Source organism: Luteibacter sp. 3190 (genome assembly GCF_031456385.1).
GTDB lineage: Bacteria > Pseudomonadota > Gammaproteobacteria > Xanthomonadales > Rhodanobacteraceae > Luteibacter.
Window position 1 is genome coordinate 1,741,877 of sequence record NZ_JAVDUO010000001.1, and the last position, 15,392, is coordinate 1,757,268.

Annotated in this window: 13 protein-coding genes; 5 read left to right on the top strand and 8 right to left on the bottom strand. The window is 67.9% G+C overall.

Going from position 1 to position 15,392, the window contains the following annotated elements; translation table 11 throughout:
* The first annotated feature begins 28 nt into the window (after positions 1–28).
* From rlmJ to mfd, 4 genes are all read left to right on the top strand, one after another.
* Entirely contained in the window at positions 29–928 is a 900-nt protein-coding gene (rlmJ, locus tag J2X58_RS07875; protein WP_090052678.1) for a 23S rRNA (adenine(2030)-N(6))-methyltransferase RlmJ, read from the top strand.
* Positions 929–956: 28 nt separating this feature from the next.
* Positions 957–1,463: a Slp family lipoprotein gene (locus tag J2X58_RS07880; RefSeq protein WP_310047423.1), complete on the top strand. Its 507-nt coding sequence runs from the start codon at positions 957–959 to the stop codon at positions 1,461–1,463.
* A 61-nt stretch (positions 1,464–1,524) separates the two neighbouring features.
* Entirely contained in the window at positions 1,525–2,433 is a 909-nt protein-coding gene (locus J2X58_RS07885) for a cation diffusion facilitator family transporter (protein ID WP_310047425.1), read from the top strand.
* 204 nt (positions 2,434–2,637) lie between these two features.
* Complete coding sequence (gene mfd, locus J2X58_RS07890; RefSeq protein WP_310047426.1) at positions 2,638–6,087, top strand: transcription-repair coupling factor; 3,450 nt, start codon at positions 2,638–2,640, stop codon at positions 6,085–6,087.
* Positions 6,088–6,185: 98 nt separating this feature from the next.
* Here mfd and egtD read toward each other — a convergent pair whose 3' ends face one another.
* Together egtD and egtB are read right to left on the bottom strand one after the other, a co-directional pair.
* On the bottom strand, positions 6,186–7,169 hold the full coding sequence (egtD, locus tag J2X58_RS07895) for an L-histidine N(alpha)-methyltransferase (protein ID WP_090052669.1): 984 nt from the start codon (positions 7,167–7,169) through the stop codon (positions 6,186–6,188).
* Positions 7,166–8,434 (bottom strand): ergothioneine biosynthesis protein EgtB, encoded by a 1,269-nt coding sequence (egtB, locus tag J2X58_RS07900; RefSeq protein ID WP_310047428.1) that lies wholly within the window; start codon positions 8,432–8,434, stop codon positions 7,166–7,168. Before egtB ends, egtD begins: the two co-directional genes overlap by 4 nt.
* Before the next feature lie 187 nt (positions 8,435–8,621).
* Here egtB and J2X58_RS07905 point away from each other — a divergent pair, with 187 nt between their 5' ends.
* A complete protein-coding gene (locus J2X58_RS07905; protein WP_310047430.1) occupies positions 8,622–9,068 on the top strand; it encodes a DUF6491 family protein in 447 nt (148 codons plus the stop codon).
* Between the two features lie 72 nt (positions 9,069–9,140).
* On the opposite strand, the gene J2X58_RS07910 is transcribed toward J2X58_RS07905, so the two are convergent.
* The 6 genes from J2X58_RS07910 to miaA form a co-directional block, all read right to left on the bottom strand.
* Positions 9,141–10,445 (bottom strand): adenylosuccinate synthase, encoded by a 1,305-nt coding sequence (locus J2X58_RS07910; protein ID WP_090052663.1) that lies wholly within the window; start codon positions 10,443–10,445, stop codon positions 9,141–9,143.
* 50 nt (positions 10,446–10,495) lie between these two features.
* Positions 10,496–11,365 (bottom strand): protease modulator HflC, encoded by an 870-nt coding sequence (gene hflC, locus J2X58_RS07915; protein WP_090052661.1) that lies wholly within the window; start codon positions 11,363–11,365, stop codon positions 10,496–10,498.
* Positions 11,362–12,492 (bottom strand): protease modulator HflK, encoded by a 1,131-nt coding sequence (locus tag J2X58_RS07920; RefSeq protein WP_090052659.1) that lies wholly within the window; start codon positions 12,490–12,492, stop codon positions 11,362–11,364. Before J2X58_RS07920 ends, hflC begins: the two co-directional genes overlap by 4 nt.
* Before the next feature lie 164 nt (positions 12,493–12,656).
* On the bottom strand, positions 12,657–13,964 hold the full coding sequence (hflX, locus tag J2X58_RS07925; RefSeq protein WP_310047431.1) for a ribosome rescue GTPase HflX: 1,308 nt from the start codon (positions 13,962–13,964) through the stop codon (positions 12,657–12,659).
* A gap of 97 nt (positions 13,965–14,061) precedes the next feature.
* Positions 14,062–14,322: an RNA chaperone Hfq gene (gene hfq, locus J2X58_RS07930; protein ID WP_090052656.1), complete on the bottom strand. Its 261-nt coding sequence runs from the start codon at positions 14,320–14,322 to the stop codon at positions 14,062–14,064.
* 88 nt (positions 14,323–14,410) lie between these two features.
* On the bottom strand, positions 14,411–15,391 hold the full coding sequence (miaA, locus tag J2X58_RS07935; RefSeq protein ID WP_310047433.1) for a tRNA (adenosine(37)-N6)-dimethylallyltransferase MiaA: 981 nt from the start codon (positions 15,389–15,391) through the stop codon (positions 14,411–14,413).
* Position 15,392 lies beyond the last annotated feature (1 nt).

Sequence of the window (15,392 nt, forward strand, 5' to 3'; positions counted from 1 at the left end):
CGGGGGTGGCGCCCGCTATACTCCGTCGATGAACTACCGCCACGCGTACCATGCCGGCAACTTCGCCGATGTCCTCAAGCACATGGTGCTCGTGGCCCTGATCGACGCCCTCGAGCAGAAGGCCTCGCCCTTCTGTTACATCGACACCCACGCGGGTCGGGGCCGCTACGACCTCAAGGGCTCCGAAGCCCGCAAGACGAACGAAGCGGATGCGGGATTCGGTGTCCTCCGGACCGCGACCGGCCTGCCGCCCCTGTTGTGGAAATGGCTGGAGATCGTCCGCGCCTGCAACGAAGGCGACGAGATGCGCTTCTACCCGGGCTCGCCGTGGATCGCCGCGCACCTGATGCGACCCACCGACAGCGCGCAGTTGTGCGAGCTGCACCCCGAGGAGGCCGGCGCGCTGCGCCAGCTGTTCCACCACGACAAGCGCGTGCACGTGCACCAGCGCGACGGGTACGAGGCGCTCAACGCGCTCGTGCCGCCGAAGGAAAAGCGCGGGCTGGTGCTGATCGACCCGCCGTTCGAGGCGCAGGAAGCCGAGTTCCGCACGATCGAAAAATCGCTGAAGGCGGCCATGGCGAAATGGCCCACCGGCGTGTTCGCCGTCTGGTATCCGATCAAGCTGCGCAGCCACGTGCAGCCGTTCCACCGCTGGCTCGGCAAATGCGGCGCGAAGCGCGTGCTGGCGGTCGAGTTGCTGTTGCGGCCGGACGACTCCCCGCTACGCCTCAACGGCACCGGCATGGTGATCGTGAACGCCCCGTGGAAACTCGATGACGCCCTTCGCGACTCGTTGCGGCTGCTGCCGAAGCTGCTCGGCACGCCGGGCGAATCCGAATACCGGCTGACCTGGCTGGTGGAAGAAGGCAAGGATGAAGCTCCCGCCCACGGTCCGCACGCGCCGCATTCAGTCCGGAGGCGCTAAAGTCGCTCCACACGCCAGGAGTCGACCCATGCGCCCGACCAACGCCCGTCTCGCCCTGTCCGCCGCCGTCCTCGCGGCCGCGCTCGCAGGCTGCGCACCCGCCCCGATCTACAAGCCCACGCCCAACAACGCCGCCGTGCCGCCGGCACAGGTCGCGCGCGAGCCGGAGCGCTACGCCTCGGCCGACGTGATCTGGGGCGGCCGCATCGTCAACGTCCGCAACTTCGCGGACCACAGCGAGATCGAAGTCCTCGCCTATCCGCTCGACGGCTCGCAGCGGCCGCAGTCGAACGACACCGGCAACGGCCGCTTCATCGCCGCCATGCCGGGTTACGTCGAAAGCCTCGACTACCCCGCCGGCGGCCTCGTGACCATCGCCGGTCGCCTCAACGGCACGCGTACCGGCAACGTCGGGCAGGCGCAGTACACCTTCCCGCTGGTCTCGGTGAACCAGTCGCACGTCTGGACGGCCAAGGAGATGTCCGGCGGCCATCCGAACGTGAGCTTCGGCGTGGGCGTCGGCGTCATACGGTAAGATCTTGCGGATCGGCCCGCGCGGAAGATGCCGCGGGCCTTCCTTCGACGCTAGGAACCTCATGTCCGGACATGCCGACTCGAAGCGCGCGATCTTTCTCGCGCTCGGTGCCAACTTCGCCATCTTCGTCGCCAAGCTGGTCGCGGCGATCTTCACGGGTTCGGGCGCGATGCTGGCCGAGGCGGTCCACTCGCTGGCCGACTGCGGCAACCAGGGCCTGCTGCTGCTCGGCATGCGCCAGGCGAAGCGGCCGCCCTCGCCGGATTACCCCCTGGGCTGGGGTCGCGCGCTGTATTTCTGGTCGTTCCTCGTCGCCATCCTGCTCTTCAGCGTCGGCGGCATGTTCTCGGTCTACGAGGGCATCCACAAGCTGACCCACCCGGAGCCGCTGCGTTACGCATGGCTGGCCGTGGGCGTGCTCGCCTTCTCGATCGTGACCGAAGGCATCTCGATGCACGGCTGCATGCAGGAGGTGAACAAGGCGCGCGAGGGCCGGACCCTCTGGCAGTGGTTCCGCGAGACTCGCGCCAGCGAGCTGCTGGTGATCTTCGGCGAGGACCTCGCCGCGCTCGTCGGCCTGTGCCTGGCGCTGGTCGCCGTCCTGCTGACCATGCTCACGGGCAACCTGCTCTTCGACGCGCTGGGCACCATCGCCATCGGCGTCCTGCTGATCGTGGTCGCCATCGCCGTCGCCCGCGAGGTGAAGGCGCTGCTGATCGGCCAGGGCGTCGAACCGAAGCAGCGGGCGGCGATGCTCGCGTTCCTCGAGGCCCGCCCCGAGATCGACACCGTCTACAACGTCCTGACCCTGCAGATGGGTACGGACGTCATGGTGGCGATCAAGGCGAAGATGGCGCCGACGCCCACGGCCCGCGCCATGGTCGAGGCCATCAACATCGTCGAGGCCGATTTCAAGGCGAAGTTCCGGGACGTCCGCTGGAGCTTCTTCGAGCCGGATATCGCCGACTGAGCTCCCACGGACGCGTGGCTCGCCCTTGAGGTAGGAGCGCGCCCTGCGCGCGACATGTCTTGAGGCCGTGAGCATCAGGTCCTGAGCTCTCCGCGAAAAGATGTCGCGCGCGTGGCGCGCTCCTACCGTGCCTTGCGCCTCACGGGGGCGTGACCGTGGGGTAGTACAATCGACGACTTGTCCGCAAGGCCGTCGCCCGATTCCATGCCCGTAGCGCTTCCCCGCCCTCCGCTCCCCGTCAACGCCAAGACCCGCCGCTACTGGGCCGCGCCGCACGGCTCGTCCTGGGCGCTGGAAATCGCCGAGGCGGCGCGCGCCCACGACGGCCTGCTGGTCGTAGTGGTGCGCGATACCCGTAGCGCCGACAACCTCGAGAGCGAGCTGGCGGTCTTCGCGGGCGAGTTGCCCGTGCTGCATTTCCCCGACTGGGAAACCCTGCCGTACGACGTCTTCAGCCCGCATCCGGAAGTCGTCTCGCAGCGCGTCGCCACCCTGTACCGCCTGCCGACCACGCGGCGCGGCGTGCTCGTCGTGCCGGTCGCCACGCTGATGCAGCGCATCGCGCCGCGCACGCACATCACCGGGTCGGGCCTCGTGCTGCGCAAGGGGCAGAAGCTCGATCTCGCCGCCGAGCAGCGCCGCCTGGAAGCCGCCGGCTACCGCAACGTGCCGCAGGTGACCGAGCCCGGCGACTTCGCGGTGCGCGGCGCGCTGATCGACATCTACGCGATGGGCGCGAGCGAGCCCTACCGCGTCGAACTGTTCGACGATGAAGTGGAGTCGATCCGCACCTTCGACACGGAAACGCAGCGCTCGCAACAGCAGGTCGACGGCGTCGACCTGCTGCCGGCGCGCGAATTCCCGCTGACGGAAGACGCCGCGAAGAACTTCCGCGCCAACCTGCGCGAACGCTTCCCGATCGACATCCGCCGCTGCCCGCTCTACCAGGACATGAAAGAAGGCATGACGCCGGGCGGCATCGAGTACTACCTGCCGCTGTTCTTCCCGGTGACGGAAACGCTGTTCGACTACATCGCGGGCGACGCGCTGTTCGTCCTCGGCGAGGGCACGCTCGAGTCCTCCGAACAGTTCTGGACCCAGACCGCCGAGCGCTACGACCAGCGCGCGCACGACATCGAGCGCCCCGTGCTTCCCCCGGCGGAGATCTACCTGCCGCCGGAACAGTTGCGCGAGCGCCTGAACCGCCAGGCGCGCGTCGACGTCGTGGCGAAGGGCCACGAGCACGCCGTCGATCTCGGCACGCAGCCCGCGCCCGAGGTGCCCCTCAACCGCAAGGGCGAGGAACCCGGCACCGCCCTGCGCCATTTCCTCGCCAGCTACCCGGGACGCGTGCTGATCGCCGCCGACTCCGCCGGCCGTCGCGAGGCGCTCATCGAGCAGCTGGCCGGCGCGGGACTGAAACCGGTCATCGTCGACGGCTGGAAGGATTTCCTCGCGCGCGGTGAGGCGCTGGCCATCACCGCCGCGTCGCTCGAACAGGGTTTCGCGCTCACGGAACCGGCGCTCACGGTGCTCACCGAGCGCGAACTGTTCGGCGAGCGCGTGCGCACCGACCGCAAGCGCCGCGCCGGCGCCGCGCGCGATCCCGAGAGCATCATCAAGGACCTGACGGAACTCTCCGTCGGATCGCCGATCGTCCATATCGATCACGGCGTGGGCCGCTACCAGGGCCTCGTCTCGCTCGACGTCGGCGACATGCCGGGTGAATTCCTCACCATCGAGTACGCCAAGGGCGACAAGCTCTACGTCCCCGTGGCCCAGCTCGGCCTCGTCAGCCGCTACACGGGCACCGCGCCGGAACTGGCGCCGCTGCATTCGCTCGGCGGCGACGCGTGGGAGCGTGCCCGCAAGAAGGCCGCCGAGAAGGTGCGCGACGTGGCCGCGGAGCTGCTGGCCATCTACGCCCAGCGCGAAGCGCGCCAGGGCGAGTCGCTGCCCGTCGACCGGCAGATGATCGAAGAATTCGCCGCGACGTTCCCGTTCGAGGAAACGCCGGACCAGCAGGCGGCCATCGATTCGGTGATCGTCGACCTGGCCGCGCCGCGCGCCATGGACCGCGTGGTCTGCGGCGACGTGGGCTTCGGCAAGACCGAGGTCGCGCTGCGCGCGGCGTTCGCGGCCGCCACGGCCGGTAAGCAGGTGGCGGTGCTCGTGCCCACCACCCTGCTCGCGCAGCAGCACTACCGCAACTTCGCGGACCGCTTCGCCGACTGGCCGGTGCGGGTCGACGTGCTGTCGCGCTTCAAGTCGAAGAAGGAAGTCGACGCGGCGCTCGAACGCCTCGCCGACGGCCAGGTCGACGTCATGGTCGGCACGCACAAGCTCCTGCAGCCGGACATCCGCTTCAAGAACCTCGGCCTCGTCATCGTCGACGAGGAACAGCGCTTCGGCGTGCGCCAGAAGGAGCAGCTGAAGAAGCTGCGCGCCGAGGTCGATCTGCTCACGCTGACCGCCACGCCCATCCCGCGCACGCTGAACATGGCGATGAGCGGTTTGCGCGATCTGTCCATCATCGCCACGCCGCCGGCGCATCGCACCGCCGTGCGCACGCTGATCTCGACCTGGCAGCCCGCGCTGATCCGCGAAGCCGTCCAGCGTGAACTCGCGCGCGGCGGCCAGGTGTACTTCCTGCACAACGAGGTGGAGTCCATCGAGCGCACGGCGCGCGAGCTCGGCGAACTGGTGCCCGAGGCGCGCATCCGCGTCGCGCACGGACAGATGCCCGAGCGCGAACTGGAACAGGTGATGGCGGACTTCCACCGCCAGCGGTTCAACGTGCTCGTGTCGACCACGATCATCGAGTCGGGCATCGACATTCCCACCGCGAACACCATCATCGTCAATCGCGCCGACCGTTTCGGCCTGGCGCAGCTGCACCAGCTGCGTGGCCGCGTCGGACGCTCGCACCATCGTGCCTATGCCTATCTGATCGTGCCCGACCGCAAGGCGATGACGGCCGACGCGGAGAAGCGCCTCGAAGCGCTCGCGTCGCTGGAGGAACTGGGCGCCGGTTTCACGCTCGCCACGCACGATCTCGAGATCCGCGGCGCGGGCGAGATGCTGGGCGAGGAGCAGTCGGGTCAGATCCAGGAGATCGGCTTCGGGCTCTACACCGAGCTGCTCGATCGCGCGGTGCGTGCGCTGAAATCGGGCAAGGTGCCGGACTTCGACCTCACCTCGGAACACGAGACCGAGGTCGAACTGCACCTGCCGGCGCTGATTCCCGAGGATTACCTGCCCGACGTCCACACGCGCCTGACGCTGTACAAGCGCATCGCGAGCGCACGAAACGAGGAAGGGCTGCGCGAGCTGCAGGTGGAGATGATCGACCGCTTCGGCCTGCTCCCGGACCAGACCAAATGCCTGTTCGCCGTGGCGCAGCTGAAGCTGATGGCGACGCCGCTGGGCATCCGGAAACTCGACTTCGGCGCCAATGGCGGACGCGTCACCTTCCGCGAGAAGCCCGACATCGATCCGATGGCACTGATCAAGCTGATCCAGCAGCAGCCGCGCGTGTTCAAGATGGACGGACAGGACAAGCTGCGCGTGATCCTCGATCTGCCGGGTTCGGCGGAGCGAGTGCGCACGGCGCAGGATCTGCTGGTGTCGCTGGGGGCGCCTAGGCCGGGCTAGGCCTCCGGCCACCTGCTCCCCATCGCCGATAAGATCGGCTCCCACCCTTCGGTAGGGAGCTCTTCGAAGGCCTTGATCGCATCGGCGATTACGCGCCCTCAGGCTACCGGGCTGGACCGCACCAGGTACTGCACGCTGAAACGGCGGTCCTCGTCCATCCAGACCTTTTCCACCGCGAGTCCGGCCTTGCTGGCCATCTGCGCGAAATCGTCGAGCGAGTACTTGCAGCTGTATTCCACATGCATGGCTTCGTCCTCGCGGAAGGCGAAGGTCTCGCCGCCCACGCGCACGTCCTGCCGCTTCGTGCTGACGAGGTCGGTCTCGATGCGACCCGCGAGCGCGTTGTAACGCGCGCGGTGGCGGAACGATGCCACGTCGAAGTCGGCGCCGATCTCACGGTTCAGCCGCACCAGCATGTTGAGGGTGAAGTCGCGCGTGACGCCCGCGGCGTCGTTGTAGGCGGCCTCGATCTGTGCCGTGTCCTTCTTCAGGTCCACGCCCACGACGACGCCACCGCCGTCGCTCATCTCGGCGCGCATCTGGCGCAGGATCCGGATGGCGTCCTTCGTCTCGAAGTTGCCGATGGTCGAGCCCGGAAAATAGATCACGGTGCGACGCGGTGAGCGCGACGCGACCGGCAGGCGCAGCGGCTGCGTGAAGTCGGCGCACACCGGCTGCATCGGCACGTCCGGGAAACGCGTCGCCAGTTCCGCGACGCTCTCCATCAACGCCGAACGCGAGATCTCCACCGGAACGTACGCGACCGGCGTCTCGAGATGCTCCAGCAGCATGCGCGTCTTGATGCCGCTGCCGCTACCGTACTCCACCAGGCGGACATCCGGACCGAGCGTCGCGGCGATGTCCGCGGCATGGTCGCGCATGATCGCGATCTCGGTGCGCGTGAGGTAATACTCCGGCTGTTCGCAGATCGCCTCGAACAGGGCCGATCCGCGTTCGTCGTAGAAGAGTCGCGACGGCAGCCGCTTCGGCGTCGCCGCCAGACCGCGACGGACGGTTTCGAGGGTGTCCTCGACATCCGGATGACGGTCGTCGACGCGGATGTCTTTCGGTTGAGCGCTCATCGATCGGTTCCCAGTCGTATCCCCGTGAACTGCCAGCGGGCATGGGGAGGAAAAAAGTTGCGGTACGTCGGGCGGACATGATCGGCGGGCGTGGCGCAGGATCCCCCGCGAAGCACCCACTGGCCGTTCATGAATTTTCCGTTGTACTCGCCGAGGGCGCCGGCCAGGGGACGGAAACCCGGATAACTGACATAAGGGCTCATCGTCCATTCCCAAACGTCGCCGTACATCTGGCCCAGGGCTGTTTCGAACGATGTCGCGCGCGGGTGGAACAGGCCCGATTCCTGGAAGTTGCCCTGCACGGGAATGCCGGCGGCCATCGTTTCCCATTCGGCTTCCGTCGGCAGCCGCGCGCCGGCCCAGCGTGCGAAGGCGTCGGCTTCGAAATAGCTGACGTGGCAAACGGGGGCGTGCGGGTCGATGGCACGGCGCCCATGCAGGGTGAATTCGGTTTCGCAGGCCTCGTCCCAGTACAGGGGCCGCGACCAGCCCTCCGCCTGCACCGTCGCCCAGCCGTCGGAGAGCCAGAGCGTCGGCTCGCGATAGCCGCCGTCCTGGATGAAGGCCAGGAACTCCGCGTTCGTCACCGGACGATTGGCCAGCGAGCCCGCCTGCCGGTAGGTGCGGTGACGCGGGCCCTCGTTGTCGAAATGGAACCCGTCGCCGGCGTAACCGACCTCGACCACGCCCTCATCGAATGGCACGTAGCCCAGGGCCGGCGCCGCCATCGACAGGGCACGCGGCGCGTCCGGAGCGAAGGCCGGCTCGAGCGGATTCTGCGCGAACGCGTGCTTGATGTCGGTCAGCAGCAATTCCTGATGCTGTTGCTCGTGCTGGCAGCCCAGCTCGATGAGCGTCGCCAGTTCCGGATCGCCATGGCGCACGATGCGTTCCGCGATCGCCTCGTCGACGCGCGACCGATAATCCCGCACTTCGTCGAGCGTGGGCCGGGTGAGCATGCCGCGCCGCGGCCGCGAGTGCATCGGCCCCACCGACTGGTAGTACGAGTTGAAGAGGAAGTGCCATTCCGGATTCGGCGATACGTAGGCCGGATCGCGTTCGAGGATGAACTGCTCGAAGAACCATGTGGTGTGGGCGAGATGCCACTTCGTGGGACTGGCATCCGGCATCGATTGCACGACCGTGTCTTCCGGTCGCAGGTGCGCGGACAGCTGCACCGTACGTTGGCGTACGCTGGAAAAACGATTCAGAAGCTCCGTGCTGGCCGATGGGTGGGGGGACGTGCCAAGCGGGCGGACGGTCATGACGCTACGGTTCCGGTGCCGCCGGGGACGCGACGGCCAATGCCCGAAACGATGCCGGAGGAAACGTTCAACGGACGTGAGCGGAGCCGTCCGCCACCTTAACGAGCGGTGCACCCAGGCCGCATGGATACTCGCAACCTCGCCGATTCAGGCTTAACGTGGGGACACCCCACGAAAGGACAGCGCCATGAACGTCCGACATCTTCTTTCCGCATCCCTGCTCGCCCTGAGCGCCCTCTCCGCCGGTTGCGCCTCGTCGGGCCTGCAGGCGCGCGACGAGCTTCCCTACGCCGACTGCATGCGTGCCGACCAGATCAACCGCTGGGCGGTCGTCGACGGCAGCACCTTTGCCGTGGCGAACGGTCCCAACTACTACCGCATCCGCACCACGACGGATTGCCCGCGCGCCGATCTCGGTGGCGGCATCCGCTTCCGCCAGTCGAACAGCGACAAGGCGGTGAGCGGCCCGGACATCCGCATGTGCGGCGGCATCAACGAGCAGATCGTCCGCCGCGACGATCCGCCGTGCCAGATCAAGTCCATCGAGAAGGTCGACAAGGGCAGCTTCGACAAGATGCTCGACGCGGCGCAATCCAAGGGCTCGGGCGCCGGCCCGACCGGCGCGGTGCCGTAACCCGGTCGATCCGCTCCAATGAAAAACGCCAGCCTTCCGGCTGGCGTTTTTTTTTCGCTTACCGCTGGAATATCAGCAGTCGTCGCCGCCGAACGGGTCGTCGAGGACGATCGTGTCGTCGCGGTCGGCACCCGTCGCCACGAGGGCGAGCTTGCAACCGGAGAGCTCCTCGACGGCGCGGAGGTACGCGCGCGCGGCCGGCGGCAGCTTGTTCCAGTCGCGGATGCCCGCGGTGGATTCTTCCCAGCCCGGGAACTCGAGGTAGACCGGCTTGCACTCGGCCCAGCCGTCGGCGTCCAGCGGCGCGAGCTCGCGACGCTTGCCGCGGTACTCGTACGCGATGCAGACCTTGATGGTTTCCAGGCCGTCGAGGACGTCGAGCTTCGTGATCGCCAGGCCGTCGATGCCGTTGATCTGCACCGCGCGCTTCAGCGCCACGAGATCGATCCAGCCGCAGCGGCGCGGGCGGCCCGTGCTGGCACCGAACTCGTTGCCCTTCTTGCGCAGGAGCTCGCCCATGTCGTCGTTGAGCTCGGTCGGGAACGGACCGCCGCCTACGCGCGTGGCGTACGCCTTGCAGATACCCAGCACGTAGTCGATGTCGCGCGCGCCGACGCCGGTGCCGGCGAGCGCGCCGCCCACCGTCGTGTTCGACGAGGTGACGTACGGGTAGGTGCCGTGGTCGATGTCGAGCAGCGCGCCCTGCGCGCCCTCGAACAGGATGTTGCCGCCTTCCTGGCGGACGTCGTGCAGGATCGTGGCGACGTCGTCGACCATCGGGCGCAGGTACTCGCCCCAGGTCAGCGCTTCGTCGAGGACGGTCTGGTAATCGACCGGCTCGGCCTTCAGCCACTGGGTGAGCACGAAGTTGTGGTACTCGACGGCGGCCTGCACCTTCTCGGGCAGCTCGTGCGGGTACATCAGGTCGGCGACGCGGATCGAGCGGCGGGCGACCTTGTCCTCGTATGCCGGACCGATGCCGCGGCCGGTGGTGCCGATGGCCTTGGCGCCGGAGGCGACTTCGCGCGCCTTATCGACGGCGATGTGGTACGGCATGATCAGCGGCGTCGCCGGGGAAATCTTCAGGCGCGGGCGGACGTCGACGCCCTGCTCTTCCAGCTCGGCGATCTCGCTCATCAGCGCCGCGGGCGAGAGCACCACGCCGTTGCCGATCAGGCAGAGCGCGTCGTCGCGCAGGATGCCCGACGGGATCAGGTGCAGGACGGTCTTCTTGCCCTTGATCACCAGCGTATGGCCGGCGTTGTGGCCGCCCTGGAAACGAGCGACGGCACCGACGCGCTCCGTCAGGAGGTCGACGATCTTGCCCTTGCCCTCGTCGCCCCATTGCGCGCCGAGAATGACGACTGACTTACCCATGTGATGGTTCTCTTCGTTGCGGTTGCCCTTGCGGGCGATGTGGATCGGGATCAGCGCTGGCGGCCGGGGCCGTCGTTGAGATAGCGCAGGAATTCGGAGTCGGGCTTGAGCACGAACGTGCCCTTGCCGTCGGCGAAGGCCTTCCGGTAAGCGGAAAGGCTGCGATAGAACGCGAAGAACTCGGGGTCCTGGCTGTACGCCTGGGCGTAGATGGCCGCGGCCTGCGCGTCGCCGTCGCCCTTGACCTTCGTCGCGTCGCGATTGGCGTCGGCGAGCAGGACGAGCTTCTGGCGATCGGCGTCGGCGCGGATCTTCTCGGCGCTCTCCTGTCCCGTGTAACGCAGCTCGTTGGCGAGCTGGAGGCGCTCGGCGCGCATGCGCTTGTACACCGAGCCGCTGACTTCGTCCGGAAGATCGATGCGCTTGATGCGGACGTCGACGACGGCGATGCCGAGGTTCTTGCGCGCCACGGTGTCGGTCTGCTGGCGCACGCGCTCGGTGATGTCCTTGCGGCCGCCGGCGATGAGGTCTTCGAGCGGACGGGCGTTGAACTCGTAACGCAGGGCGTCCTTCACGATGGGCGTGAGGCGCTGCGTGGCCTGCAGCTGCTCGCCCGACGTGGCGCGATAGTAGGCGGCGTTGTCGGCGATGCGCCACTTCACGTAGAAGTCGACGTTGACGCTCTTCTTCTCGAGCGTGAAGTAACGCTCGGGCTGGGAGTCGAGGCCGAGGATGCGGTTGTCGAAGCGCATCACCTGCTGGACGACCGGGATCTTGAAGTGCAGCCCGGGCTTGTAATCCGCGCGCACGATGCGCCCGAACTGCAGGAGCAGCGCGTTCTCGCCTTCCTTCACGATGAAGGCGCTGTTGAAGCCGAGCAGGACGAGCGCGACGACGATGAGGCCGGAAACGATCTTCACTGGGCGCTCCCCTGCGGATTCGGATTGGCGTCGGTGGTCGCGGACTGGATGACGGTGCCGACGCCCGGCACGTTGCGGACGGTGCCGTTGTTGGGCTCCACCGGGAGCTGGACGATGTTCTTGCCGTTGCTGCCATCGACGACCTTCGGATTGCCGGCCATGACTTCCTCGACGGTTTCCAGCCACAGGCGCCGGCGCGTCACCTCAGGCGCGGCGCGGTATTCCTTGAGCAGCAGGCTGAAGCGCTCGACGTCGCCGTTGGCGCGCGCGATGCGCTCGACGCGTTCGGCGTCGGCTTCCGCCGCGATGCGCGCGGCTTCGCCGCGGGCCACCGGGACCACCTGGCTTTCGTAGGCGCGGGCCTTGTTCTCTTCGCTCTGCTTGTCCTCGCGCGCGGCGTTGACGTCGTCGAAGGCGTCCTTCACCTGCGCGGGCGGCGACACGTTCTGGAAGCTGACGCCCGTCACCAGGATGCCGGCGTCGTACTTGTCGAGCGTGGCCTGGAGGATGTCCCGCGTCTGCTGCTGCAGGGTTTCCTTCGCCGCAGGCGCCACGCCGGCCACGGGGGCCTGCGCCGGTGCCGGCGTGTCTACGCCCGGCGTGGTCAGGATGTTGTCCATGATGTTCGCGCCGACGACGGAGCGGACGGCCGCCTCGGCGGCGTTGTGGATGGTGGTCTCTTCGCGATCGGCGTTCGAATACAGGAACTTCCGGGCATCGGAGACCTGGTACTGCACGTTGAAGTCGATGGCGATGATGTTCTCGTCGCGCGTGAGCATCGAGACGTTGTCGGACACCGAACGCACCTGCGTGGTCTCGACCTTGGTGACCGTCTCGACCGGGCTCGGCGCCTTGAGGTGGAAGCCCGGCGGGAGCACGCGCGAGAACTGGCCGAAGCGCAGCACGACGCCGACCTGGCGGGCGTCGATCACGGTGTAGCTGGAGACCAGCAGCCAGGCCACGATGAAGACCACGACGATGGCGAACACGCCGCCGCTGCCTGCGCCGAACCGGCCGAAACGCGCCTTCAGGTTCTTGATGGCGGCATCGATGTCGGGCTTGCGCCCGCCCGGCCTGTTGCGGTTCCAGGGATCCTTCTGGCCGTTGCCGGGTTCGTTCCAAGCCATGGGCGACAGTCTCCTTCGGGGACCGGAGGGTGGGCGGCTGGCAAGCCAATGGGGTGAACCCGCGACGGTGGGGGTAGGCTCCGGACGCGCGAGCGCCCGGGACCGCGCCGTTGGGGCACGCAAACGACGTGAATTCTACCAGATGGGTACCGCCGAGTGGTCGCTCAGAACTCGGCGTGCGGGGGATCGATCAGGTCGCGCAGCGGCCGGGCGTGCACATCGTCCCCCAGCAAGGGGGCCAGCACGGAGCGCGGGGCGTCGATGTCGAGGTGCCAGCCGTGCTCGTCGACGGCCTCGCCGGCGATGGCGCCGGCCGCCTTCAGACGGGCATGCAGGCGCCCTGCCGTGAGAGGAAGCTCAAGGCCCGCGCGGATGCGGTCGCCGCCCAGCAGCTCGCCGAGCGCCTCGCGCAGGCCGTCGATGCCGAGGCCGCTCGCGGCGGAGAGCCAGACCTGGCGGGGCTTGCCATCGTCGCCACGGTCGACGCGCGGCGCGGTGTCGACCAGGTCGATCTTGTTCATCACCGACAGCTGGGGCACGTCGCCCGCGCCGATTTCCTCGAGCACCTCGTTGACGACGCGCTGGAGCAGCTCGCGTTCCTCGTCGGCGGCGTCGCTGACGTGGATCAGCAGATCGGCGTCGCGCGCCTCGGCCAGCGTCGCGCGGAAGGCGGCCACCAGGTCGTGCGGGAGCTCGCGGATGAAGCCGACGGTGTCGGCCACCACGGCCGGGCCGCACGCGAGCCCGTCGATCTTGCGGACCGTCGGGTCGAGCGTGGCGAACAGCTGGTCGGCCGCGTAGACGCCGCCGGTGGTCAGGGCATTGAACAGCGTCGACTTGCCGGCATTGGTGTAGCCGACCAGCGCGACGCGCGGCACGGTGTTGCGCAGACGGGCGCGACGCTGCTGGTCGCGCTGGACCTGCACCTTCTCCAGCCGCTTCGTCAGCATCTTCACGCGCTCGGCGAGCAGGCGGCGGTCGGTTTCGAGCTGGGTCTCGCCCGGGCCGCGGTTGCCGATGGCACCGCCGCGCTGGGCGTCGAGATGGGTCCAGCCGCGGACCAGCCGGGTGGCGATGTGCTTGAGCTGGGCCAGCTCGACCTCGAGCTTGCCTTCGTGCGAACGGGCGCGCTGGGCGAAGATGTCGAGGATCAGCCCGGCGCGGTCGACCACGCGGGCCTTCAGATGCTTCTCGAGATTGCGCTCCTGGACCGGCGTGAGCACGTGGTCCACGAGGACCAGGTCGGCCTCCAGCGCGCGGACGGCCTCGGCGACCTCGTCGGCCTTGCCGCTGCCGATGTAGAAACGGGGATTCGGCTCGGCCACGCGAGCGGAAATGCTGGTGAGGATCTCGGCACCCGCCGAGGACACCAGTTCGGCGAATTCCTCGCCACGGCGGATCGCGTCGCCCTCGCCCCGCGAATGCGGAAGCACCAGGATGGCGCGGTCGCCTTTCTTTTGTCTATCGAACACTTAGTGGTGTGACCTCATGGATGAGAAACGGGGCGCGCGTAGCGGAAAGCATACGCGCCCCCGTCCTTGTTCCATATGGGACTCGACGAAGGGCCCCTCAACCCTCGCCGTCACCCGATGACGCGTCCGAATGATTCTCGTGACCGCCGACCCGGACGTTCCGGCTCGGCACCACGGTCGAGATGGCGTGCTTGTAGACCATCTGGCTGACCTGGTTGCGCAGCAGCACGACGAACTGATCGAACGACTCGATCGTGCCCTGCAGCTTGATGCCGTTCACCAGGTAGATGGCGACCGGCACGCGCTCACGACGCAGCGCATTCAGAAACGGATCCTGCAACGATTGCCCTTTGGACATTTCTTGTTCTCCCCTACGCCTCTCGAGCGGGTCCGGGAAAAAACGCCTGACGGCGCCCCGGCCCAAGTGTCTTGAATCTTAACTGCATTTAAATGCCCGCTGGAAGCGCCGAGCGTGACGCCCTCGGCATTCCCAGGAACTGCTCCACCGCGCGCTCCACCTCGGGCAACGGATCCCCCCGGTCCGGGTCGAACGTGCGGGCGTCGAGCTCGGCCCGGAGCCACGTGATCTGGCGCTTCGCGAGCTGACGCGTTGCATAGATACCACGGTTGCGGAATTCCGTGGCGTCGCCGTCGCCATCGAGGTACTCCCACGCCTGTCGGTACCCCACCGCGCGTATCGCCGGGAGGTCCGGATGAAGGTCGCCGCGCTCGCGCAGCCCACGCACTTCGTCGAGGAAGCCGTCCGCCAGCATCGCGTCGAAGCGTGTGGCGATGCGCGCGTGCAGCGTAGTCCGGTCGGCGGGAAGCAGCGCCAGCTTGAGCACCCGCCAGGGCAGGCGCTCGCGACTCCCGCCCGTCTGCAGTTCGCTCAAGGTGCGCCCGCTGAGCGTCATCACCTCGAGCGCCCGCTGGATGCGCTGCGCATCGCCTGGCCGGATCCGCGCACCGGCGATGGGATCGAGTGCGGCCATGCGGGCATGCATCGCCTCCCAGCCGATCGTCGCGGCTTCGGCGGCCAGCGTCTCGCGCAGCGCCGGATCGGCTTCGGGCAGATCGGAGAGCCCGCGCTGCAACGCGCGGAAATACAGACCGGTGCCGCCGACAAGCAGCGGCACCCTGCCCTGCGCGGTGATCCGCGTCATGGCGGCCAGCGCGTCGGCGCGAAAATCGGCGGCCGAATACGGTTGCGACGGATCGCGGATGTCGATCAGCTCGTGCGGATAGCGCGCGAGCGTCGCCGCGTCGGGCTTCGCCGAACCGATGTCGAGCCCGCGATACACGAGCGCCGAATCGACGCTGACAAGACCCACGGGGAAGCGATCGGCCAGTTCGCAGGCGAGCGCCGTCTTGCCCGAGGCGGTCGGGCCCATCAGGAAGATGGCGAGGGGGCGTGTATCGAGACTCATG